Source organism: Actinomadura sp. NTSP31, from assembly GCF_041951385.1.
Lineage (GTDB): Bacteria > Actinomycetota > Actinomycetes > Streptosporangiales > Streptosporangiaceae > Spirillospora > Spirillospora napierensis.
This window is the reverse complement of sequence record NZ_JBGNUT010000023.1, coordinates 25,336-46,464: the sequence shown is the minus strand read 5'-3', so window position 1 is coordinate 46,464 and position 21,129 is coordinate 25,336. Positions and strand designations below refer to the sequence as shown.

General features: G+C 71.6%; 24 protein-coding genes. 5 read left to right on the top strand and 19 right to left on the bottom strand.

Annotated elements, in window-relative coordinates:
• Positions 1–36: 36 nt before the first annotated feature.
• Positions 37–1,566 carry an MFS transporter gene (locus tag ACA514_RS32510; protein ID WP_375045098.1) on the bottom strand — a complete coding sequence of 510 codons (1,530 nt, stop codon included), beginning with the start codon at positions 1,564–1,566 and terminating at the stop codon, positions 37–39.
• Positions 1,567–1,775: 209 nt separating this feature from the next.
• On the opposite strand from ACA514_RS32510, the gene sigJ reads away from it, so the two are divergent.
• Positions 1,776–2,711 (top strand): RNA polymerase sigma factor SigJ, encoded by a 936-nt coding sequence (gene sigJ / locus ACA514_RS32505; protein ID WP_375045097.1) that lies wholly within the window; start codon positions 1,776–1,778, stop codon positions 2,709–2,711.
• A 534-nt stretch (positions 2,712–3,245) separates the two neighbouring features.
• Here sigJ and ACA514_RS32500 read toward each other — a convergent pair.
• The 7 genes from ACA514_RS32500 to ACA514_RS32470 all read right to left on the bottom strand — a co-directional run bounded on the left by ACA514_RS32500 (position 3,246) and on the right by ACA514_RS32470 (position 10,066).
• Positions 3,246–4,523: a DUF222 domain-containing protein gene (locus tag ACA514_RS32500; RefSeq protein ID WP_375045096.1), complete on the bottom strand. Its 1,278-nt coding sequence runs from the start codon at positions 4,521–4,523 to the stop codon at positions 3,246–3,248.
• A gap of 651 nt (positions 4,524–5,174) precedes the next feature.
• Positions 5,175–6,473, bottom strand: a complete 1,299-nt coding sequence (locus ACA514_RS32495) for a S8 family serine peptidase (protein WP_375045095.1) — start codon at positions 6,471–6,473, stop codon at positions 5,175–5,177.
• A 54-nt stretch (positions 6,474–6,527) separates the two neighbouring features.
• Positions 6,528–7,412 (bottom strand): hypothetical protein, encoded by an 885-nt coding sequence (locus ACA514_RS32490; RefSeq protein WP_375045094.1) that lies wholly within the window; start codon positions 7,410–7,412, stop codon positions 6,528–6,530.
• A gap of 91 nt (positions 7,413–7,503) precedes the next feature.
• The gene (locus tag ACA514_RS32485) at positions 7,504–8,493 is read right to left on the bottom strand and encodes a WXG100 family type VII secretion target (protein WP_375045093.1); all 990 of its coding nucleotides are present in this window, start codon (positions 8,491–8,493) and stop codon (positions 7,504–7,506) included.
• Positions 8,490–8,804 (bottom strand): type VII secretion target, encoded by a 315-nt coding sequence (locus ACA514_RS32480; RefSeq protein WP_375045092.1) that lies wholly within the window; start codon positions 8,802–8,804, stop codon positions 8,490–8,492. The genes ACA514_RS32485 and ACA514_RS32480 overlap by 4 nt, the downstream gene beginning before the upstream one ends.
• A 47-nt stretch (positions 8,805–8,851) precedes the next feature.
• On the bottom strand, positions 8,852–9,253 hold the full coding sequence (locus ACA514_RS32475; RefSeq protein WP_375045091.1) for a YbaB/EbfC family nucleoid-associated protein: 402 nt from the start codon (positions 9,251–9,253) through the stop codon (positions 8,852–8,854).
• 108 nt (positions 9,254–9,361) lie between these two features.
• Positions 9,362–10,066 carry a hypothetical protein gene (locus tag ACA514_RS32470; protein ID WP_375045090.1) on the bottom strand — a complete coding sequence of 235 codons (705 nt, stop codon included), beginning with the start codon at positions 10,064–10,066 and terminating at the stop codon, positions 9,362–9,364.
• A gap of 44 nt (positions 10,067–10,110) precedes the next feature.
• Here ACA514_RS32470 and ACA514_RS32465 point away from each other — a divergent pair, with 44 nt between their 5' ends.
• The 3 genes from ACA514_RS32465 to ACA514_RS32455 are packed head-to-tail and all read left to right on the top strand — an operon-like array spanning position 10,111 to position 12,085.
• Complete coding sequence (locus ACA514_RS32465) at positions 10,111–10,878, top strand: hypothetical protein (protein ID WP_375045089.1); 768 nt, start codon at positions 10,111–10,113, stop codon at positions 10,876–10,878.
• On the top strand, positions 10,875–11,474 hold the full coding sequence (locus tag ACA514_RS32460) for a hypothetical protein (protein WP_375045088.1): 600 nt from the start codon (positions 10,875–10,877) through the stop codon (positions 11,472–11,474). The genes ACA514_RS32465 and ACA514_RS32460 overlap by 4 nt, the downstream gene beginning before the upstream one ends.
• The gene (locus tag ACA514_RS32455; RefSeq protein ID WP_375045087.1) at positions 11,471–12,085 is read left to right on the top strand and encodes a hypothetical protein; all 615 of its coding nucleotides are present in this window, start codon (positions 11,471–11,473) and stop codon (positions 12,083–12,085) included. The genes ACA514_RS32460 and ACA514_RS32455 overlap by 4 nt, the downstream gene beginning before the upstream one ends.
• Here the strand turns inward: ACA514_RS32455 and ACA514_RS32450 are convergent.
• The 10 genes from ACA514_RS32450 to ACA514_RS32405 form a co-directional block, all read right to left on the bottom strand.
• Complete coding sequence (locus ACA514_RS32450; RefSeq protein ID WP_375045086.1) at positions 11,973–13,274, bottom strand: hypothetical protein; 1,302 nt, start codon at positions 13,272–13,274, stop codon at positions 11,973–11,975. The genes ACA514_RS32455 and ACA514_RS32450 overlap by 113 nt on opposite strands.
• Positions 13,275–13,376: 102 nt before the next feature.
• Positions 13,377–13,685: a DUF1416 domain-containing protein gene (locus ACA514_RS32445; protein WP_375045085.1), complete on the bottom strand. Its 309-nt coding sequence runs from the start codon at positions 13,683–13,685 to the stop codon at positions 13,377–13,379.
• 64 nt (positions 13,686–13,749) lie between these two features.
• On the bottom strand, positions 13,750–14,589 hold the full coding sequence (locus ACA514_RS32440) for a sulfurtransferase (RefSeq protein ID WP_375045084.1): 840 nt from the start codon (positions 14,587–14,589) through the stop codon (positions 13,750–13,752).
• Entirely contained in the window at positions 14,586–15,023 is a 438-nt protein-coding gene (locus tag ACA514_RS32435) for a DUF4395 domain-containing protein (protein ID WP_375045083.1), read from the bottom strand. Before ACA514_RS32435 ends, ACA514_RS32440 begins: the two co-directional genes overlap by 4 nt.
• Positions 15,024–15,104: 81 nt before the next feature.
• Positions 15,105–15,170 (bottom strand): Ms5788A family Cys-rich leader peptide, encoded by a 66-nt coding sequence (locus ACA514_RS32430; RefSeq protein ID WP_353070578.1) that lies wholly within the window; start codon positions 15,168–15,170, stop codon positions 15,105–15,107.
• 186 nt (positions 15,171–15,356) lie between these two features.
• Positions 15,357–15,794, bottom strand: a complete 438-nt coding sequence (locus ACA514_RS32425; RefSeq protein WP_375045082.1) for a thioredoxin family protein — start codon at positions 15,792–15,794, stop codon at positions 15,357–15,359.
• A 69-nt stretch (positions 15,795–15,863) separates the two neighbouring features.
• Positions 15,864–16,670: an anti-sigma factor family protein gene (locus ACA514_RS32420; protein WP_375045081.1), complete on the bottom strand. Its 807-nt coding sequence runs from the start codon at positions 16,668–16,670 to the stop codon at positions 15,864–15,866.
• Positions 16,667–17,182 (bottom strand): sigma-70 family RNA polymerase sigma factor, encoded by a 516-nt coding sequence (locus ACA514_RS32415; protein WP_375045080.1) that lies wholly within the window; start codon positions 17,180–17,182, stop codon positions 16,667–16,669. The genes ACA514_RS32420 and ACA514_RS32415 overlap by 4 nt, the downstream gene beginning before the upstream one ends.
• A gap of 46 nt (positions 17,183–17,228) precedes the next feature.
• Positions 17,229–17,936 carry a DUF2993 domain-containing protein gene (locus ACA514_RS32410; RefSeq protein WP_375045079.1) on the bottom strand — a complete coding sequence of 236 codons (708 nt, stop codon included), beginning with the start codon at positions 17,934–17,936 and terminating at the stop codon, positions 17,229–17,231.
• Between the two features lie 120 nt (positions 17,937–18,056).
• Positions 18,057–18,317, bottom strand: a complete 261-nt coding sequence (locus tag ACA514_RS32405) for a MoaD/ThiS family protein (protein ID WP_375045078.1) — start codon at positions 18,315–18,317, stop codon at positions 18,057–18,059.
• A 216-nt stretch (positions 18,318–18,533) separates the two neighbouring features.
• Here ACA514_RS32405 and ACA514_RS32400 point away from each other — a divergent pair, with 216 nt between their 5' ends.
• Positions 18,534–19,250 carry a winged-helix domain-containing protein gene (locus ACA514_RS32400; protein ID WP_375045077.1) on the top strand — a complete coding sequence of 239 codons (717 nt, stop codon included), beginning with the start codon at positions 18,534–18,536 and terminating at the stop codon, positions 19,248–19,250.
• A 173-nt stretch (positions 19,251–19,423) separates the two neighbouring features.
• On the opposite strand, the gene ACA514_RS32395 is transcribed toward ACA514_RS32400, so the two are convergent.
• Positions 19,424–21,094: a phospholipase C gene (locus ACA514_RS32395; protein ID WP_375045076.1), complete on the bottom strand. Its 1,671-nt coding sequence runs from the start codon at positions 21,092–21,094 to the stop codon at positions 19,424–19,426.
• Between the last annotated feature and the right edge of the window lie 35 nt (positions 21,095–21,129).

Here is a 21,129-nt window from a genome sequence, read left to right as displayed (position 1 = left end):
GCTTGGACCGCTCATAACGACGACGCGCCGCAATGTTCAACCCGAGTGGGCCAGGCTGGACGGCTCCGGGGACGGCGTGTCCTCCGGCCGGGTCAGCGGGCCGGAGCGCAGCAGCGCGCCGCAGATGACCGCGCCGGTCGCGAAGATGCCGGCACACCACCAGAACACCGTGGTGTAGCTGTGGATCGCCGCGAGCTGGAGCAGCTGCGGCGTCGGCCGTCCGTGCGCATGGTCGGCCAGGTAGCCGGTGGTGGCGCTGGCCGCGATGGTGTTGAGCAGCGCGGTGCCGAGCGAGCCGCCGAGCTGCTGCCCGGTGTTGATGCTCGCCGAGGCCACCCCCGCGTCCTGCGGCGCGACGCCGAAGGTCCCGGTGGCCGCCGCCATGCCGAAGATGAGTCCCATGCCGGCGCCGACCACCATGAGCGGTGCGAGCAGCGCGGACGCGTAGCCCGAATGAGCGTCGATCCGCGTCAGCCAGACCATGGCCGCCGCGTTGAGCAGCATCCCGGCGATGACCATCGGCTTGGGGCCGAACCGCGGCATCAGCCTGGTGTTGCCGAGGTTGGCCATGGCGCCGCTGAGCACCACCATCGGCAGCATGGCGAAGCCCGACCGGACCGCCGAGTACCCCAACGACACCTGCATGTAGTAGACGAGGAACAGGAACACGCCGAACGTCCCGGCCCCGCTGACCAGGATGGTGAGGTAGGCGCCGGCACGGTTGCGGTCGAGCACGACGCGGGGCGGCAGCAGAGGGTGCGCGGCGCGCGACTGCCAGGCGGCGAAGACGACCAGCAACGCGACACCGGCCGCGAGGAAGCCCCACGTCAAGGGCGCGCCCCAGTCGTGCGACGCGGCGTTGGAGAAGCCGTAGACCACGCAGAACATCCCGGCGGACACCGCCGCCACACCCGGGACGTCCAGCCGTCCGCCCCGCGTCCTGTCCTGCCTGCCCACCAGCAGCACGCCCCCGACGATCGCGACCGCGGCGAACACCAGGTTCACGTACATGCACCACCGCCATGACAGGTAGGACGTCAGCGCGCCGCCGAGCAGCAGCCCGAGCCCACCGCCCGCGGCCGCGACCATGCCGTAGACGCCGAACGCCTTGGCCCGCTCCTTCGGGTCCTTGAACGTCGTGGCCAGCAGCGACAGGGCGGACGGCGCCAGCAGGGCTCCGAAGGCCCCCTGGCAGGCGCGCGCCGTCACCAGCATCGAGAAGTCGACCGAGGCGCCGCCCACGGCGGAGGCGCCCGCGAAGCCGACGAGGCCGGTGAGGAAGGTCGTCTTGCGGCCGATCAGGTCGGCCAGCCGCCCGCAGAACAGCAGCAGGCTGCCGAACGACAGCGCGTACGCCGTCACGACCCACTGCCGGTCCGCGGTCGAGAAGTCCAGCGCGCGCTGCGCCGACGGCAGCGCGAGGTTCATCACGGTCAGGTCGAGGACGACCATGAGCTGGGCGGCGGCGATGACGGCGAGGATCAGCCACCGCCTCGGGTCCCTGGCCACCGTCCCGGCCGCCTCGGAGCCCGGCCCTGCCGCCGGGACTGCACTGCGTGTCGCCACGATCATCTCCTTGCCATCTGGATTCAGGAGCGCGCCGGGCGGTCACTACGCTGGCGGTGACGTCGCCGGGCTCCCTGCCTGCGGGGTCGGTCTCAGCAGTCCGACGACACGGCCCGCCGGAATGTCAGGCGGCGCGGCGACCTGACGTTTCGGTGCGGCATCTCGTCGGACTGATGAGGGCACAGCCGACCCAGGGAGCCTCCGGAACCATGACCGACCACCCGGTGCCAGCACACGACCGGCCCGACGCGGGCCTGAGCGCGGTCATCAGCGAGCGGCGCCAGCTGATCAACCTCGCCTACCGGCTCCTCGGCTCCCTGGCCGACGCCGAGGACGTCGTCCAGGAGAGCTACGCCCGCTGGTACGCCATGTCGCGGCAGCAGCAGGACGCCATCGCCTCCCCCGGCGCCTGGCTGTCGAAGGTCGCCAGCCGCATCTGCCTCGACCTGCTCGGCTCGGCGCGCGCGCGGCGAGAGCGCTACGTGGGCGAATGGATCCCCGAACCCGTGCCCGAACCCACGCAATGGATCAGCGGACGGCCCGGCGCCGCCACAGCCGACCCCGCCGACCGCGTCACCCTCGACGAGTCGGTCAGCATGGCCTTCCTCGTCGTCCTCGAATCGATGACCCCGGCCGAACGCGTCGCGCTCATCCTGCACGACGTGTTCCGCTACCCCTTCGCCGAGATCGCCGACATCACCGGCCGCACCCCGGCGGCCTGCCGGGAGCTGGCCTCCTCGGCCCGCCGCCGCCTCCGCGCAGGCCGTCCGCCCGCGACCCCCGCGGCCCACCAGGCCGGCATCGTCCGGAGCTTCAAACAGGCGCTGGAGACCTGCGACGTCGACGCTCTCGTCGGCCTCCTCGACCCGGACGCCACCCTCACCGCCGACGGCGGCGGCCAGGTCAGGACCACGCTTCGCCCGATCGAAGGCGGCGAGCAGATCGCGCGCGCCTACGCCGAGATCGCCCGCCGGAACCCCGACCTGGTCCTGCTGGAGCGCACCGTCAACGGCCAGCCCGGCCTGGTGGCCCAGCAGGACGGCGTCACCGTGTCGGTGTACGCGTTCGAGATCGCCGACGACCGGATCAAGCACGTCTGGGCCATCCGCAACCCCGACAAACTCCGCCCATGGATGCAGCACTGACGCCACGGCAGGGCACTGAGCCCACGGCGGTAGTCACAAGAGCGCGGTGCCGCAGGCAAACGGGCGCGGGGCACACGGACGCAGGGCACACGGACGCGGGACCGGGGGTCCCGGGAGTCGGGGGTCGCGGGGTCGCAGGGCACCCGGGGCAGGTCCCAGGCCTCGGGCTCTTTAGCGAGCGGAGGGATCGGGGCGCACCGTGAGCGGACGGAGCCGGGTGCACCGTGAGACAAGGGGCGTTCGGCGAGGGGTGGGCGGGGTGTTGGCGGAGGGGTCGGCCGTGCGGTGGGGTGGCGCTGCGTACGGGGCCGCGCTTAGGGGCAGGCTCCGCCTGCCCCGCCTGGTCGCGCCACCCCACCGCCCCCGAACCAGCGGACGAAGAGACGGCCGGGCGGAACGCCGAGCGGCTGACCAGGCAACGGTGGGGCTGCGAGTGCGGCCGCCCGGCGGACTGCCGGGGTGATGTGGGCATGCCGGTTCGCCCGAGATCCGAGATGGATTCGGGCGAACCGGTGGCGTGGGGGTGGGGTGGGTTTATGCGGCCCAGTTGGCGGTGGTGTCGGGTGGGCCGATCGTGCCCGGTGGCCCGCTACCCGTTCGGGATCTTGATCGGGCGCCCGGCGGTGGCAGCAACCGGTACACATATCGCCCGTCGAGGTCTTTGCTGATCCCGATCTGCTGGGGGCTGGTGTGTTTAAAGCGGTTGTGCCATCCACAGGTCAGTGCGAGCTGGTCGATGTCGGTGGGGCTGTTTCCCAGGGCCCAGCCGTTGACGTGGTCGACCTCGCACAACGTCCCAGGGATCTCGCACTCCCGCACCGCGCAGGTGGAGTAGAGGGTCTCCAGCACCCGCCGCTGAGCGGCGCTGGCGAACCGCTCCCGGTAACCGAGGTACAGGGGCGTGTGCCCCCGCCCGAGCAGGAGGGGTGAGACTCCGGCCGATAGGGCGATGCGGCGGGCCTGGGCGGCGGGGATCGGTGTCCCGTCGGTGAGACGAGCCGGAGCATTGCCGCCGGTCAAGGTGTCCAGGTCGCAGATGACGGTGACCTTGGTGGCCTTGTGCCCACCCGACAGCACACTCGACAGTGCGGCAGCGGTGCGCTCCCCGACATCGCGGGTGTCCTCAGGCCCGGCCGGCTTGACCAACGGAGCGAGGGTGCCGTCCCAGATGGCGGCGTCTTCGGCGTTCAGCCAGCCTTTGATGTAGCGGCCGCCGTCCAGGGAACCGGTACTAGTGATCCACGATTTGGCGTAGCCGCGCTTGGCGTCCTCGCCGGGTGCGGTGTCGGTGCCGTCGCGTTCGGCGATGACGTCGCAGATGCGGCGGCCGAACACTCCCACCTTCGCCGCCGAGAAACCTTGGTCGACGAAGCTCAGCAGGGTGGTCTCGGCTTCGGCGCAGTCGGTGTCCTCCAAGCGGGCCACACTCTGCGCGACCGTGGCCGCGTACCCGTAGGACAGTTCCCCGCAGGCGAGGCGTTCGGCGACTTTCGGGAGGCGGTGCCGCTGGCGGGCGAGGATGAGGCGTTCGGTGGTGCGGTTCTCCCGCATCCCCAACCGCGACCGCAACCACGCCCGAGTGGAGGGGTATCCCCAGCGTTTCTGCTCGCCGGTGGCATCGACTCGGCGGATGAAACCGGCCAGTGCGCTTTCCTGCATATCGCAGGCAGCGGCCAAAGTCTCAGTGAGTTCCAGACACGCCGCCGCCGACTCGGGAGCTTCTCGCTGGGCGAGTTCAGCAGCGATCGCCGAGACCGCGTCCACCAATTGCATGGTGGACGCGCCCTCCAGGTCGACCGTCACTGATTGCATAGGTAAAGCATACCCTACGTGGCCGACAAAAGTCGGCTCGACGGACCCTTAATTCGACCTTCCAGAAAAAGGTATGGCCAGGTATACCTTCGGGATACCGATCACCCTCTATCGGGTCCAGGGAATGCCACTTTATGGGGATTTGCGAGCACGCGTACGGAAGGGGGTGGTGGGGTGGCGCGACCGGGCGGGGCAGGCGGAGCCTGCCCGTTTGCGCTGCCTCAGGGGCCGCAGAGGCTCGAAAGTCAAGGGTGGACGAAGTCCATCGCGAAGCGACGCCGAAGGCGCCCTTGACTTTTGAGAAGCGGCCCCGTACGCAGCGCCACCCCACCACCCGAACACCCTTCACTCCGATACTGGGAGCCCTCTCACTCCAATATCAGATTCTCCTCGGCGCCCCAGAACACGAACCACCCGCTCCAACTTTGGTAACCGGTTCCAACATAAAGCCCCGATCCACCGAAACCCCAGACGCCAGCCACTCAAACACGCAAGCACATGAGTAACTCAGCACCCCAGAGCGGCGCCCAATCAACGACTCCGCCCATCGAACAGACCCTGCCCGTGGCCCTGCCAGCCGCCCTGCCGGCACGCAAGCACCAAGCCAAGCCCTCGCAATGCGCCGTCCCAGCGCAAAGCCCGGGGCGGCGGTCAGTCGCGGTCGTCTCCGGTGGGGAGGGCGGTGACGCGGCCGGGCTTCCAGCCTCGGCGGCGGCCCATCGGGATGACGGCGCCGCCGAAGGCGACGATCAGGGTGAGGCCGAGGGCGCCGCCCGCCACGGCGAGGCCGATGTTGCGGGTGCGGTGGTCGACGGGTTCGGCGGCGGCGATGGGGACGGGGTTGCTCAGGGGCCGGGACGCGGAGGTCTCGCCGGGCTTGGCGGTCGGGTCCACGATGGCGGACACGGCCTGCAGCGGGCTGATCATGCCGTAGCCGCTGCCCTGCCCGTTGCCGCCCTCGGCGGTGATCAGGATCCGGTTGATGACCTGCTGGTAGTTCAGCTTGGGGTAGCGGGACCGGACGAGCGCCGCGACGCCCGCGGCGTAGGGGGCGCTGAAGCTGGTGCCCTGCTGGCCGCCGATGTAGCCGTTGCCGACGGTGGAGATGATGTCCTGGCCGGGCGCGGAGACGTCGATGCGCGTCTTGTGGTTGGAGAAGTCGGAGATCGTGCCGTTCTCGTCCACCGCCGCGACGGACAGGACGCCCGGGTAGTTGGCCGGGTAGCCGGCGGTCTCCTTGCCGCGCTCGTCCTTGTCGACGTTGCCGGCGGCCGCGACGATCAGCACGTCGTGCTTCCTCGCCACCTGGACGGCCTGGCGCAGCAGCGTGGTGTCGGGCGCGCGCGCCGACACATTGATGACGTTCGCGCCGTGCTCGGCGGCCCACATGATGGCCTTCGGCAGCAGGGTGTTGTCCTCGGTGCTCTCACCGGTCGTGAACTTGGCGTCGATCAGCCTGGCCTGCGGCGCGACGCCGACGAACGGGACGTTGCGGCGGCGCAGGTCGGAGGCGGCGATGATGCCGGCGACCTCGGTGCCGTGCCCGTAGCAGTCGGTGGGGGTGGTGCCCGTGGCGTCGAAGCTGCCACTGATCTTGCCCTTGAGCTGGGGGTGGGCGGCCTCGATGCCGCTGTCGACGACGGCGACGGTCACGCCGGCGCCGCGGGTGATCGACCACGCCTGCACGAAGTCCAGCCGGCGCTGCGCCCACGGCTCCTGGGTGATCGCCGAGGCGGGCTGGCCGCTCGGCTTGTTGCACTGCGTGCCGGGCGAGCCCTGCTGCTTCTGCGGCTGTCTCGGCTTCTCGGTCTTCTTCTGCGTCGGCTTCGTAGTGGGCGACGGCGCGACGTGCGGACGGCCGCCGGGCGCCGCGGACGCGGCCGGGGCGAACGCCAATACCGAGGTCAGGGCCAGGCAGGTGGCGCCGGCCACGAGTCCCGCTCCGCGCATACCTCATCTCTCCTGAAACCGTGCGAACGCCATGACTCTAGACGATCCCCGCCGTTATCCGGACTCCTCGTCCTTGCGCGGTGGTTCGACGCGGTCGTCGTCCCAGGTCCAGCCGAGCGTCCGGGCGGCGCCGGCGAGGGCGTCCCGGGTGCGGCCGCTGATCTGGACCGGGTGGTCGGCCATGCCGGTGTCGTGCTGGACGATCACGTCGGGACCGCCGAACAGGGCGGTGTCGGCGCCGAGTTCCCGCCAGTTCTGGAAGCCCATCGGCCGGTAGGCCGCCTCGATGCGGTCCCGCGGCGGCGGGCCGTCCGCGAAGTCCTCGTCGACGAGCTGGACCGACCACCCGAAATGGGACGGCAGCCGGACGGCGGCGAGCAGCACGAAGAACTCGGAGATCGACCGGGCCTGCAGCGCCCACTCGTCCTCGTCGACGCTGACCAGGACACGCGGGTCGTCCTGGCCGGCCTCGCAGGCGAGGTAGCCCCATTCGTTGCAGTACTCGTATTCGGCTTTGAAGACGCAGAGCCGCAGGTCGCCGCCGGGTTCGACGTACGGGTTCACCGACTCCAGGCCGCCGGCGACGCCGTAGCCGGACGGGTCGGGCCGCAGCGTCGGCGGGTACTCGGGGTTCGTCCAGTACAGCCGCGGCGAGTGCGTGAAGGAGTTGAACGGCAGGTCCCACCATTCGTCCAGGGCCGCGGGGATGGGCAGCGCGAGGTCGACGCTCTCGAAGGGGTCCTCCTCCTCGCCGGTCCATCCCTCCTTGAGCGCGCGCACGTAGGCGCGGTGCTCGCTCTCCGACCATTTCGGCCACGGGACGGCTCCGGCGGGCACCTGGTAGCCCCACTCGTCCTGGAACCGCCGCAGCAGGTCCCAGCGCGGACGCGGCGGCGCCAGCCGGTCCGCGAAGCGCCCATAGTCGATGATCTCCGTCACGGTGGCAGCGTAGCGGCGAACCGGTGCACCACGGACCGGGTCCGCGACGCAGACGCAGCCCCATACGCCAACGCAGACGCAGACGCCCCCGTCAGGAGGTGTAGTGGCCGTCGTCCATGCCGTCGCCGAAGTCGCGGGCCGACTTGACGGCCTCCGCGCCGGTGCGGGCCCACAGGCTGCCCGCCACGTTGGCGGTCTGGCCGACGAACGAGCCGTCCATGGCCTCGGTGTAGCGGCGGTAGGCGGACGGGGTGAACATGACCTCCGCCACGTTCGAGCCATTGATCTTCGGGTCGGCCCAGCGGTTGATCTGGTCGCTGCGCCGGCCGAGCGCGGCGGCGGCGTCGGCGACGCGGGTGCTGGTGGTGCTGAAGCGGTCCACGAACCGCCGGATGACCTGCAGCAGCCGGGCGAGCCGCTTGCCGAGCCGGGCGAACAGCGCGATGGCGTCGCCGACGACGCTGGCGATGAAGAAGCCGAGCGAGCCGCCGAAGGTGAACACCGAGGTCGCCAGGGCCAGCAGCGCCTTGGAGACGACCTTGCCGACCCATTCGGAGATCGCCGCGAACACGAACGCGCGCTCGACCGCGACGACCTGCCCGGCGATGGCGATGCCCTGGGAGGTGTGCTGCGCGGTCTGGGCGACGGCGTTCAGCGCGCCGACGTACTCCTTGGCCGTGTTGCGGTAGGCGGCGGACGCCTCGCCGCCCCACGCGGCGACGTCGCCGATGGCGTCGGAGTAGTCGTTCGCGGCGCCCATCAGCTCGGTCGCGACGTTGGACCAGGTCTTCGACAGCGCCTGGATCTGCTTGGGGTCGCCGGTCAGCACCTCCAGCGGCTCGCGCAGGAACGCGATGTGCTCCAGCAGCCAGCCGACGCCGGCGCTCAGGATCGCGCCGAGCGGGTCGAGCGCGATGCCGAGGGCGTCCAGGCCGACGGCGAGGCCGTCGACGGCGAGGGTCTCCCAGTTCTTGCCGTCGCCGATGTCGGCGACGAGGCCGTCGATGCTGTCGGCGAGGCCGGCGCCCTCGAACCGCTTCTGCCCCTCGGGCTGCGCGATCAGGTCGTTGGGAGTGGTCATCGGGCCTGCTTCGTGAGCGCCTCGATGGCCTTCTCGACGGCCTCGTAGTTCTGCTTGGTGCTGCGCAGCCCGGTGGCCATCGAGCGGCCGAGTTCGGCGGCCTTCTTCACCATGTCGTCGGAGTCGCCGAACAGGCCGGCGAGCGTCGGCACGATGACCGGTGAGCAGAGCGCCCCGTACATCTGCCAGCCGCCGAGCGCGGACCGGGCGGCGGCCTGGTCCGCCTTGTCGACGCGTCCGGCGACGTGGTCGACCTTGCCCGCGTGCGTGTCGAGCGCGGACCTCTCTACTTCGAAACCGTTCTCGCCCATGGGGCTCCTTCGGGTGCGGGGCGGTCGCCGGGGTCGCCGGCGGGGGGTCACCAGCGCCGGGGGTCCTGCTCGTCGTCCTCGTCGGCGGGGGGCAGCGCGGCGCGCAGGAAGTCCATGGCCTCGGAGTCGTCGCCGACGACCTGCGACATGATCTCGACGGTGCGGGCGGCGCCGCGCCCGCACGCCTTCCGGTAGGTCTCCATGATCGACGCGGTGAGCCGGGCGCCGCTCATCCGGTCGGCGTGCGGGGACAGCCGCAGGTCCAGCAGCACGCCGCTGGGGTTCACGGTCACGGTGACCGCGTTGTCGCGGCTGGTCAGCGTCGTGGTGTTGGCGGCCAGTTCCTGTTGGGCGCGGTCCGCGCGCTCCTTCATGTCCGCGGCCCACTGCTGCTGGTCGCGCAGCCACTTCTCGGGGTCGGCGATGGCGGGCGGCAGGTTCGGGTCCATGCACTTCTCTTCCGGACGGGTGACCGGATCCGGACATTACAACAAAGATTCACCGTGCCGCCACGAAATGATCTTTATTCGGCCAGGGGCTGGCGGTACGGCGCCGGGTCAATCGCCGGAACGGTCCAGCCGCGCCGACCGCTCCAGCGACTCCAGCCGCGCCCGGTCGTCGAGCCATTCGTGCGGCGAACGGCCGACCCCCAATTCGACGAGCGGGACGCCCGGCGCCAGCTCGCGCAGGGCCCGCTCCAGCGCCCGCCGGTTCAGCCACCAGTCCCGCTGGCGGACGTAGGCGCTGACCGCGTGGTCGCGTGGGAAACCGTCGCCGGCCAGGCGTTCGGCCATGTGGCCGAGGGTCTCGCGGTCGGCGTCGGTCAGGCCGGGGCGTGCGCGGGCGGCGGCGAGCCGCTGCTCGAACTCGGCGACGCCGCCCGGCGCACCGTCCCGCAGGCTGACGCCGAGGTGGCGTATCGGCGCCCGGCGGACGACCCGGGGAACGTCGAACCGGACGATCGCGGCCACGTCCGACCACGGGAAGAAGCGCGGCGGCGTGCCGGGCCCCGCACCGATCCGGACGCCGTCCGGCTCGACGGCGAACGCCGTCCACCGGCTGCGCACCATGCGGCGCAGGCGCGCGACCCCGCTGCCGACCAGCCACAGGACGAGCACGACCCAGAACGCGATGCCGAGCACGGCCTGCCAGGCCCGCATCTCCGCCGTGAACATCCCCGCCGCCACGAGCGGAGCGGCGGCCACGCCGACGACGATCATCAGGACGGGCAGCACCGGGACGAACCGAACTCTGTACGGCATCCGGTGAGCTTAGAGGCACCGCGCGCCGTACTAGCATTCGGCGGGTGCAGTCCACCGCGCCGGTCCCTCCGCCCCCGGGGGAGCCGTTCGGCGAAGGCGGGAACCGCGCGTCCGCGAGGCGCCGGCTGGTCCCCGTCATCGTCGTGTGCGCCGCCGCCGCGCTCGCGGCCGTGACGTGGGCGGCGGGCGGGTTCGAGGAGGCGCCGAGGCAGCCCGTCGAGAAGCCCGGCAAGGCGCTGGACGCCGGCCTGTTCACCGTGACCGTGCACGACGCGCGGATCGGCCTTGTGAAGGGCCCGTTCGACTCGGCCTCGAAGCGGTACCTGATCGTCCGGATGCGGGTCGTCAACAACGGCAAGGAGACCGCGTCGCTCGGCGACGGCGGGCTGGCGGACGGGCTCGCCGCGCGCACCAAGGCCGGCAAGTGGGTCGAACCCGACGACGTCGAGGGCGTCGCGGGGGGCGCGAAGACGATCACGACGCAGCCGGGCCTGCCCGTCGAGGCGTCGGCGATGTGGAAGATGGGCCCGGCGGACGCGCCCACCCGGTTCACCGTCGGTCTGCGCAAGTGGGAGTACAGGACCGGGTTCACCGACGTCAGCTACAACTGGCTGGTCGACCGCACGAGCGACGCGCTCGTCGCCAGGATGACGCTTCCGATCCCCGTGCCCGCGCCGGTTGCGAGCCCCGCGCCGTCCCCGACGCGCGCACTGTCCCCGAGCAGGACGGCGCGGCCGACGCGCGGCGCGTCGCGTCCGCCCGCGCAGCGCACCCGTCCCGCGGGGCCCCGGCCGACCGCGAGCCACCGGTGAACGGGCGGGCGCTGCTGGTGCGGGGCGGGACCGCCGCCGTCGGGACGGCCCTGCTCGCCGCCGCGATGTGGGTGCACACGATGCGCCCGCAAGTGGACGCCAAGGAGATGGACCCGATCCGCAACGGCGGAAAGGTCGGACAGGTCGTCTCCAACCGGATGTTCAGCGTCCGCGTCGACGGGGTGAAGGCGGCGCGGTCGCTGGCGTCCGGGCTGAGCTTCGGCAACCAGCCGGCGATCGGCACCGACGGCATCTACCTCGCGGTGCGGATACGGGTGCAGAGCCGGCGCGAGCCGCTCCGGCTCGGGACGGCGACGCTGGAGACGCCCGGCGGCTACCGCTACCGCTACGACCCGCGGACCGGCCCGTCGAGCGACGTCCCGGACATGCAGCCGATGATCTGGGCGCCGGGGACGCTGCTGTTCGAGCTGCCGAAGAAGCGCCTGCAAGGGGCCCACCTCGTCGTCGGCACGGGCGGGCTGCTCCCCCAGCTGTCCGCCGCCGCCGACATCGACCTCGGGATCGGGAGTTCCGACGCCGAGGCGCTGATCCGCGGCGCCGCCGACCGCTACGACCCGGAGGCCGCGACACCATGACGACCGCCGGTCCCGCGTTCGGCGACGCCTACGACGACCCGCAGCGCACCAACCCCGACCTGCCCCGCGTCACCCGCGCGCCGCGGCTGCGCCCCCGCGACCGGCGCATCGTCCAGGCGCTGGCGCTGACCGCCCTGCTGCCCGCGTTCCTCGTCCTGAAGTGGACGGACGAGACCGACGGCATGCAGAAGAACCTGAAGCCGCCCGAGAAGGTGACGACCGTCCCGAACGGCGCGACCGGCACGCTGGTGGGCGCCCAGTGGAAGGCGGTCGGCCGGCAGGCCCGCGCGCCGCTCGCGTTCGGGACGAAGCCGAAGGACGACACCGTCACCGAACTGCAGGTCGTGCTCGCCGTCCGGCCGGACGACGCGGCCGCCGCGAAGACGATCGGGTCCTACGGCTTCGTCTACACCTTCACCGACGGCGGCGGCCGCAGCTGGTCGGCGAACGGCCTCGCCGCCGGGACGCCGCGGCCGGGCGCCGTGACGCGGCTCACCGTCAGGGGGACGGTGCCCCGAACCGAGGCTGCGGCGCTGGCGCTGCGGGTGCAGGCCCCGAAGACGTCACAGAAACCCGGGAAGCCACTGCCTTCGCTGCGTTTCGCGCCGTGACCCGCGCCATCACCAGGTTGAACGCCGCCGCGAGCAGGCAGATCCGCAGGATCTCGAAGACCAGCCCGGTCCCGTAGTCGACCATCGGCAGCCGCGGTATCCACCACGTCACCTCGTGCGGGCCGAGCAGTTCGTACACCCACCGGCGGGACGCGTCCTCGCCGACGTCCAGCGCGGAGAACAGCAGGCAGAACACCGCGAACGGGAGCATGCCGGACCGGCGGACGAGCCGCAGCCCGTACCAGGCGGGCAGCCACATCTCGCGGAACCCGCGGGTCAGCACCTCCCGGACGCTGCCCTGGCGCTCGATCCCGCCGGCCGCCGCGAGCCGCCGCGCCGCCCGGCCGCGGCCGAGCACGACCCGCTCGTCGCCGGCGTCCAGGCCGAGGATCACCCCGGCGATGACCAGCCAGATCAGCGCGCCGAGCACCGCGTCCTTGAACGGCGCCCACAGGCCCAGGACGGGGCCGGCGGCGCCGTCGAACCACTGCCAGGCCTGCCGCGCGGCGAGCCAGTCGGTCGCGTCGCCGCGCAGGTGGTCGATCGTGAAGATGCCGAACAGCGTGAAGTTGATCTCCAGGAAGGCCATCAGCGCGCCCGCCGAGCGGCCGAGCCGCTCCTCCAGCAGCCACTCCACCGCCGTCTTGACCACGAAGAACCCGACCGTGATGCCGACCGCGAGGACGAGGTGCTTCTCCAGCGAGATCAGCATCCCCATGCCCTTGAGCTGCCCCTCGAAGCCGCCCTCCGCGAAGCCGCGGCTCGACGCCATGTCGGCGAACTCGCGGGCGTCGTCGGTCTGCATCCCCCACGCCAGGTAGAAGATGACGAACGGGAGCGACGCCCGCGCCATCGCGCCGACCACCGACTCCTCGTTGCCGACCGCCCACGGCGTCAGGTCGCCGTCCGCCTCGCGCGCGTGCACCACGTCCAGGCCCTCGCGGACGCAGTGCACCATCAGCACGGCGGTGGCCAGCGTGATCACGACCAGCAGGCCGACGGTGACCATCGGCGCGACCGCCGCCGCCGTGCCCTTCATCGCGCCGAGCCGGTACCCGCCGTACAGCACGCCGTACCGCAGCAGCCGCCCCGCGGTGAACCACAGGGTCAGCGGCAGCACGAACCGCCCCGCGAGCTTGAGCGCGGCCCACGGCAGCAGCAGCGGCGACCGCGCGGACAGTACCGACATCGCGCCGATGCTACTCCGCGGACCCCGGCCTCCCCACCACCGGGAAAACGGCGAACCCCGCCGCCCCGGACGGACCGGGACGGCGGGGTTCGGCGGTTGCGATCAGATGGCCACCTCGAGCGCGGCGACCTCGCCGGTCTTGGCGGTGACCGCGTTGTCGACGCTCACCCCGCCCGCGGCCAGGACGCGCACGGTCCAGTCGCCGTCGGCGGCGAAGAAGCGGAACACGCCCTCGTCGCCGGTGACGACCTCCGCGGTGAACTCGCCGGTCGAGTCGAGCAGGCGCGCGTACGCGCTCGACACGGGGGCGCCGTCACGGGTGACGGTGCCCTGGATGACGGCCTCGTTGTTCAGGTCGACGGTCGCGGGAAGGTGCGCCGTCTGCTCCGGCGCTGCGCAGCCCTGGGTCATTGCTCCTCCATCTCCGTGCACACGGAAGGATTCGTTCCGCCGGCGGCGGTGGGGTCTTCGGGTGTTACTTGGGCTCGCCGAGCTCGATCGGCACGCCGACCAGCGAGCCGTACTCGGTCCACGAGCCGTCGTAGTTCTTCACGTTCGGCAGGCCGAGCAGCTCGCGCAGCGCGAACCAGGTGTGCGACGAGCGCTCGCCGATCCGGCAGTAGGCGATCGTGTCCTTGTTCAGGTCGACGCCGGCCTCGGTGTACAGCTCCCGGAGCTCCTCGTCGGACTTGAACGTGCCGTCGTCGTTGGCCGCCTTCGACCACGGGATGCTGCGCGCGGTCGGCACGTGGCCGGCCCGCTGCGACTGCTCCTGCGGCAGGTGCGCCGGGGCGAGCAGCTTGCCGCTGAACTCGTCCGGGGACCGGACGTCGATCAGGTTCTTGGCGCCGATCGCGTCCACGACCTCGTCGCGGAAGGCGCGGATCGTCAGGTCCTGCTCCTGCGCCTTGTAGTCGGTGCGCGGCCGGGACGGGACGTCCTCGACCAGCTCGCGGGAGTCCAGCTCCCACTTCTTGCGGCCGCCGTCGAGCAGCTTGACCTTGTCGTGCCCGTACAGCTTGAAGTACCAGTAGGCGTAGGCGGCGAACCAGTTGTTGTTACCGCCGTAGAGGATCACCAGGTCGTCGTTGGCGATGCCCTTGGAGGACAGCAGCTGCTCGAAACCGGTCTTGTCCACGAAGTCGCGGCGGACCGGGTCCTGCAGCTCGGTCTTCCAGTCGATCTTCACGGCGCCACGGATGTGGCCCTTGTCGTAGGCGGACACGTCCTCGTCCACCTCGACCAGGACCAGGCCGGGGTCGTCCAGGTGGGCCTCGACCCAATCGGTGTCCACCAGGACGTCGGAGCGGCTCATGCGGGAACCTCCCTGTCGGAGCGAATCTTCGCGGTGATACGTCGGAAGAGCGGATATATCTCGCAGCCGAGGCAGAACCCGAACGCCGCGTTCAGGAACGCCGCCGCCAGCGCGAGGGCGGTGGCACCGATGCCGAGCCAGGTGATCCCCGTCCCGTATCCGACCGTCCCCGCCAGGGCGAAGACGAGCCCGACGCCCTGCGCGAAGCGGGGCGGGGCCTCGTCCTCGGTGTCCCGGGGAGGGGCGAGCCGGGGGCGGATCAGCGCTTTGAACACCAGCCCGTACGGGGCGTACCGGAGGCCGAGGAACGCGCCGATGGCGAACACGACGGCCTGGGCGGCGAGCAGTGCCCAGCTTCCGGTGACCAGGACCACCACGAGAACGACCGTCGTGACCGAAGCGCCGAAGCGCGGCCCACGCGGATCAACCTGCATCGGGATGCTCCAGGGCGGAGAGGAAGCGTGCGTACGAGCGTGGAAATCGGAAGAGCTCGGGGCGCGGAAGGGCTCGATGCCTCAGGCCGGGCGACAGAGCGAGGCGGCCACGCGGCAGAAGTCGACCGCGCGGCGCTTCGTGAGCATCTGCTCTGTCCAGTAACGCACGACCACGATGTTAAGCCGACAATCCACGCGCTGTCACATCCGTCTCGCCTTGCGAGACAGTGACATGTGTCTTATCGCAGGTCATCCGGGTACGGCTCACTGGTTGATCTGCCGCTCCCGGGGTCTTGACAGCGTCCAGCGGCGCCCGGCCGCGGCGGTGCCCGGTCACGGGATCGCGACGCCGAGGGCGGCGATCACGTCGGCCTTGCGGGGCGCTCCGGCGGCGCGCCGGACGACCCGTCCGGCCCCGTCCAGGATGAGGACCGTCGGCGTCCGCACGACGTTCAGCCTGCGCACGAGCTCCAGGTGCGCCTCGGCGTCCAGCTCCACGTGCGCGACGCCGTCCACCATCCCGGCGACCTCGCCAAGGACGCGGCGCGTCGCGCGGCAGGGCGCGCAGAACGCGCTGGAGAACTGGACGAGCGTGGCCTTCGCACCGAGTTCGGCGCCCAGCTCGTCGGGTCGGAGGGTGTCGCCCACCTGGTCGTCGCCGTCCTTCCCCGCGCCCGCGGCCGCAGCCGCGCGTGCCGGCGCCGCGCGCAGCACTCCGTCGCGGCGGCGGCGGACGAGTCCGAACACCGTCGCCGCCGCCAGCACCGCCACGGCAACCCATACTCCGGTCATCGTCGACGACAACCCGCCGGAGCCCGCGTTTCTTCCACGGACGCGAGCCTATGTGGGGATGGTGAGCAGCGGCGTCCCGTCCAGGCCGACGATCTCGAACGAGTACAGCTGGCCGCGCGGGAACATCGTCGAGCCGTGGTAGTCGCCGTAGCCGGTGTCGTACGGCACGTACCAGCTGCCGATGGGGTCCCGCCGCCCGTCGCGGGCGACCACCATCATCCGGCAGTGCTCCCCCTTCGGCACGCCCGACAGGTACAGCTCCACCTTGGTGCCCCACTCCTCGCGCTGGAGCCAGACGATCCCCTTGATCTTGGTGTCGGGGTTGGTGGCGGCGATCCGCTCGCCGCGGCCCGTCGGCTGCACCGTCTGCTCCGGCTCGGGCTCTTCCGATTCCGACGGAGCGGGCGACGGAGAGCCCGACGTCGCGGGCGGCGACGCGGTGCGGCCGTCGTCCCGGGAGGAGAACATCAGGCCGCCGAACAGCGCCCCCACGACGAGCAGCAGGCACGCGGCGGCGGCGAGCGGGGCCCAGCGCCCGATCGAGCGCGGGCCCCGCACGCCGGCCCCCCGCCCCAGCGGGCCGAGCCATCCCCTCCGTCGTTCGGCCGCGCGGGCCAGCAGCTCGTCCAGCAGTTCGGGACCGGGCCCCTCCATCTCCTCCCGCCGGACCACCTGCTCCAGCTGGGACTCCGCGACCCGGCCGAGCAGCGCGGGCAGCCCGGCCAGTCCGACCAGCTCGTCCCGGCACGCCGGGCAGTTCTCCAGATGCGCCTCGACCTGGCCGCGCTCGGCCGGATCGATCGCGCCGACCACGTACACGCCGAGCGCGGTGCGCACGTCCGCGCATTCGTTCATGGCGCCAACCCCCGCTCCTCCAATGCGAGTTTGAGCGCCCGCAGCGCATAAAAGGTGCGGGACTTCACGGTGCCGGCCGGGATGCCCAGCGACTTCGCGGCCTCCGCGACCGACCGGCCGCGGTAGTAGGTCTCCACCAGCACGGCCCGGTGCGGCGGGGTCAGCTCGGCGAGCGCCTCGGCGACCGTCCAGGACTCCAGCGCCCGGTCGATGTCGTCCGACCCCGGCACGGTCGCCAGCACGGACTCGTCGATGCCGGTCTCCGGAGGCCGCGCCCGCTTCGCCCGGTGCGCGTCCACGACGAGGTTCCGCGCGACGGTGAACAGCCACGGCCGGACCGGACGGCCCGCCAGCGCGTCCGGATGCTTCCAGGCACGGAGCAGCGTCTCCTGCACGACGTCCTCGGCCTGGAGCCGGTCGCCTCCGGTCAGCCGCAGGACGTAGCCCAGCAGTGGACCGCCGTGCTCGCTGTACAGGGAGCGCAGCAGCCCTTCGTCCGCGGTGAGACCCACACCACTGTCACGTATCCGCGACCGCCCCGGTTCAGGGTGTTCGCGGCTATTTCTGCTGCTGCTGGAGATCGTTGAGGTTGACGTTGTGGGCGGTCGCCCCGACCCGCAGCCCCTCGGGGGTCGGCTGGATCTCGCTGATCTGCGACCCGACGGGCAGGTCCCGCACCGGGACGATCCAGGTGAGCTGCTTGCGGACCAGCGTCAGCGGCAGCTGCGCGGCCCCGTCGGTGCCCACCGACTCCGGCGTGATCGCGATCCCCTTGGAGGTCGGCTTCACCGACACCACCGCGCTGCCGTTCACCGGGAAGCCGAGGACGCTGCCGGTCAGGTCGACGGCGAGGTCGTCGCCCTTCGGCGCGATGCTCTTGACCTCCTTGGGCGCCTCCTTCTTGATCACGTCGTAGGGGACGATCGCGGAGGCGGTCGCGGTGTCGGCCGTCATGTTCGTGGTGTCGCCGTTGATCACGTCCGACAGCGGCGCGTTCAGCCCGCGCATGTCCACCTTGACGCCGGAGACGGTGACGCCCTGCTCGGTCCAGTCGCCGATGTCCACGGTGATGTGGTGGTACTCGCCGCCGGCCACCTGCGTCAGGAACGGGATGCCGTGGATCGTGACGGCCGGCTTCTGCGGCAGGTTGTACTGCGCCGCGACCTGCTGCCCGATCCGGTCCTGGGCGATCCGGACTCCGACCCGGTCGGCGACGACCAGACCCACGGCGACCACGATCAGCAACGCCAGCAGTGCTTTGCGCATCTCTCTCCCTCAGCGGCGGCACGCGCGCGATGACGGCGCCGCCACACCTTATTGCCCAGAACGCCCGAGTCGAGTCGCACTGCGGAATGAGATCGACGCGCGCCGCGTCACACCGCGAGATCAGCCGCCGGCGAAGGGCGGCAGCACCTCCACCACGCCGCCTTCGGGGAGCGGCACCGACCCGTGCGGGCGGCCGCCCACCGGGTTCCCGTCGATCAGGAACGAGCTGCGCCCGACGACCCGCGCGAACTCCGCGCCGCGCCCGTCCAGCGCCAGCGCCGCCTCGATCGCCTCCGCCAGCGTGCCGGCGTCGTAAGGCTCCTCATGCGTCCCCGCCGCCGACTTCGCGGCGGCCCAGTAACGCATCGTCCCTCTGGCCACGCTCCCACGATCTCATGCCCGCGCCGCAGGTGGCCATTGCCCGCCGGGACGGCTCGGATATGCTCATGACGAGGGATCCGGGCGACGAGGCCATGGAGTTCATCCGCAAGGCACCTGCATGGCCGCCTCGTCTTCGAGCCGTCGGCCATGGCCGGGGGCCTTGGAGGATGGGCCGCCTGGGTCCTAACGTCTTTTTTGGGACGAGGAGGCGGGCACTTGAGCAGTCTGCTCTTGCTGACCAACGCGCTGGAGCCGTCCGACGAGGTCCTGCCCGCGCTCGGGCTGCTGCTGCACTCGGTGCGGGTCGCGCCGGCCGAGGCGTCCGCGCTGATCGACGCGCCGCCCGCCGACGTCGTGCTGGTGGACGCGCGGCGCGACCTGGTCCAGGCCAAGAGCCTGTGCCGGCTGCTGCGCACCACCGGACTGGACTGCCCGCTGCTCGGCATCGTGACCGAGGGCGGCCTCGCCGCGCTCAGCTCCGAGTGGGGGCTGGACGACCTGCTGCTGCAGAGCGCCGGGCCCGCCGAGGTCGAGGCGCGGCTGCGGCTCGCGGTCGGCCGGGCCGCCGCGGTCGCGGGCGCCGACGAGGTGCCGGGCGAGATCCGCAGCGGCGAGCTGACCATCGACGAGGCCACCTACACCGCCCGCCTGCGCGGCCGGGTCCTGGACCTCACCTTCAAGGAGTTCGAGCTGCTGAAGTACCTCGCGCAGCACCCGGGCCGGGTCTTCACCCGCGCCCAGCTGCTGCAGGAGGTGTGGGGCTACGACTACTTCGGCGGCACCCGGACGGTCGACGTCCACGTCCGGCGGCTGCGCGCCAAGCTCGGCGCCGAGTACGAGTCGCTGATCGGCACCGTCCGCAACGTCGGCTACCGCTTCGTCCCCGACCACCGCCCCGGCGAAACCGAGGAAAGAACCCCCGCGAAAGCGTAGTCGCCCAGGGGGACGACCCCCTGGAACCCCCGTCACGGTTGACAGGCCGTTTCCCGCTCCGCTGGAGCTCCGCGCGAAACAGCCTGTCAACCGGCGGGCAGGCCCGCTGCGCTCGCTGCACTCGCTCCGCGTGCCTGCCCGTGTGTGTCGGTCGAGGTTCGAACCTGCTGGCGTCAGCTCTTGCTGACGACGGCGCCGGTGTCGGGGTCGAGGATCACCTGCTTCGCCTTGGGGTGGCGGAAGTCGAACATGCCCTCGATGCTGCCGGCGCGGCCGTCGAAGGAGGCGTCGCCGAGGCGGCCGGTGCCCCAGTTGTCCTCGATGAAGCGCAGCACCGACGCCTGCTCGACCGCGTGGTGGTCGACGTGGTTGACCTTCGCGTACGGCGAGACGACGAGCATCGGGAGGCGCTGGCTCGGGCCGCAGCGGTCCTGGTAGCCGCCCGCCGCCCTGACCTTCGTGCACAGGGGCTGGTCCTGGGCGGGGTCGGCGGAGCCGTTGGTGACGCGCGGCGCGGCGTGGTCGTACCAGCCGTCGGAGTCGTCATAGGCGAGGACGACGGCGGTGGACTTCCACTCCGGCGACTTCTGCAGCTTGTTGATGGTGCCGGTGACGAACCTCTGCTCGTCGATCGGGTCGGAGTAGCCGGCGTGGCCGTCCTGGTAGGAGGGCGCCTTGAGGAAGCTGACGGCCGGCAGGTTGCGGGCGTTGAGCGCGGCGTCGAAGTCCGTCAGGTCGTACTGGTGGTTGGCCTGGTCGGTGCGGCCGATGGCCTGGACGGACGAGGGCGGCAGGTGCTTCTCGTTCGCCGTCGACCTGTAGTACTGGAACGGCTCGTGGTGCGGGCTGTAGTCGACGACCTGGTTCTTGCCGATGTTGGCGTGGGCGGCGCCGCAGACGGCGTAGCCGTCGGCCTGGCCGGTGGGCCGGAAGCCGCCCTGGAACCAGCCCCAGGTGACCTTCCCGGCGTTGAGGAGGTCGCCGATGTTCTTGCCGGTCATGACGGCGAGGGCGTTGGTCGAGGTGTGGTTGTTGTCGGAGCAGTCGTCGAACGCCGGGTCCGGGTCGTTGATCATCGTGCCGATGCCGTCGGCGTCCGGGGATTGCACGGTGTAGGCGTCGGAGACCTTCTCGTGGGTCTTGGGGGCGACCGCGTACACGCCGTGGGTCTGCCCGGAGATGAGGTTGATGGCGCCTGGGGTGGACGGTCCGAACGTCCCGTCCCACGAGTTGTCGCTCATGGCGTAGTGCTGGGCGTAGTTCCACATGCCGGTGACGGTGTTGCCGTCGAAGTAGTCCATGACGAGGCCCGGCTCGCCGAAAAGGATCGGCTGGCCGGTGCACTTGTCCTTGCCGGTGAACTCGACGAACTTGTCCATCCTGCCGCCGTTGACGGCCTTCTGCTCGGCGCCGTAGTTGTGGTCCTGGTCGCAGGTGAGGGCCTGGGACGGGGACAGCCGCTTCGGGTCGTACTGGTTCGGGTTGTGCTTCAGGAGCTTCTTGGTGAGGCCGTCGACCTTCGGGGTGTGCTTGGCGGGGTGGAACGGCGTCCCGTCGGTGTTGGCGGCGTGCGGGTAGGTGCCGAAGTAGTGGTCGAAGGAGATGTTCTCCCCGTAGATGACCACGACGTGCTGGATCGGTGTGCGCGCGGACGCGCCGGGCCCGTGGCCGGTGGCGCCCTGCTGGGACGTGAGGCCCGCCGGCGCGCCGGACGCCCCGCAGGCGGCGGCGAGGCCGGCGAGGCCCGCCGTGACCGCCGCGGCGGCGATCAGGACCGGCCGGCGGCGGGCGCCGCGGCGGCCCCCGGTCCCGGCCCGGCCTTGTGGACCTGGTGTCTCCCGCATGTCTCCTCCTCTGGTGAGGGGCCCTGCAGGCGCGC

What these genes read in the sequence shown, in the direction of transcription:
- ACA514_RS32455 (WP_375045087.1), top strand. Translation starts at nt 11,471, where the DNA reads ATGACGACCGCCGGTCCCGCGTTCGGCGACGCCTACGACGACCCGCAG.
- ACA514_RS32470 (WP_375045090.1), bottom strand. Translation starts at nt 10,066, where the DNA reads ATGCCGTACAGAGTTCGGTTCGTCCCGGTGCTGCCCGTCCTGATGATC.
- ACA514_RS32485 (WP_375045093.1), bottom strand. Translation starts at nt 8,493, where the DNA reads ATGACCACTCCCAACGACCTGATCGCGCAGCCCGAGGGGCAGAAGCGG.
- ACA514_RS32420 (WP_375045081.1), bottom strand. Translation starts at nt 16,670, where the DNA reads ATGAACGAATGCGCGGACGTGCGCACCGCGCTCGGCGTGTACGTGGTC.
- sigJ (WP_375045097.1), top strand. Translation starts at nt 1,776, where the DNA reads ATGACCGACCACCCGGTGCCAGCACACGACCGGCCCGACGCGGGCCTG.
- ACA514_RS32475 (WP_375045091.1), bottom strand. Translation starts at nt 9,253, where the DNA reads ATGGACCCGAACCTGCCGCCCGCCATCGCCGACCCCGAGAAGTGGCTG.
- ACA514_RS32450 (WP_375045086.1), bottom strand. Translation starts at nt 13,274, where the DNA reads ATGTCGGTACTGTCCGCGCGGTCGCCGCTGCTGCTGCCGTGGGCCGCG.
- ACA514_RS32445 (WP_375045085.1), bottom strand. Translation starts at nt 13,685, where the DNA reads ATGACCCAGGGCTGCGCAGCGCCGGAGCAGACGGCGCACCTTCCCGCG.
- ACA514_RS32435 (WP_375045083.1), bottom strand. Translation starts at nt 15,023, where the DNA reads ATGCAGGTTGATCCGCGTGGGCCGCGCTTCGGCGCTTCGGTCACGACG.
- ACA514_RS32480 (WP_375045092.1), bottom strand. Translation starts at nt 8,804, where the DNA reads ATGGGCGAGAACGGTTTCGAAGTAGAGAGGTCCGCGCTCGACACGCAC.
- ACA514_RS32440 (WP_375045084.1), bottom strand. Translation starts at nt 14,589, where the DNA reads ATGAGCCGCTCCGACGTCCTGGTGGACACCGATTGGGTCGAGGCCCAC.
- ACA514_RS32495 (WP_375045095.1), bottom strand. Translation starts at nt 6,473, where the DNA reads ATGCGCGGAGCGGGACTCGTGGCCGGCGCCACCTGCCTGGCCCTGACC.
- ACA514_RS32395 (WP_375045076.1), bottom strand. Translation starts at nt 21,094, where the DNA reads ATGCGGGAGACACCAGGTCCACAAGGCCGGGCCGGGACCGGGGGCCGC.
- ACA514_RS32500 (WP_375045096.1), bottom strand. Translation starts at nt 4,523, where the DNA reads ATGCAATCAGTGACGGTCGACCTGGAGGGCGCGTCCACCATGCAATTG.
- ACA514_RS32410 (WP_375045079.1), bottom strand. Translation starts at nt 17,936, where the DNA reads ATGCGCAAAGCACTGCTGGCGTTGCTGATCGTGGTCGCCGTGGGTCTG.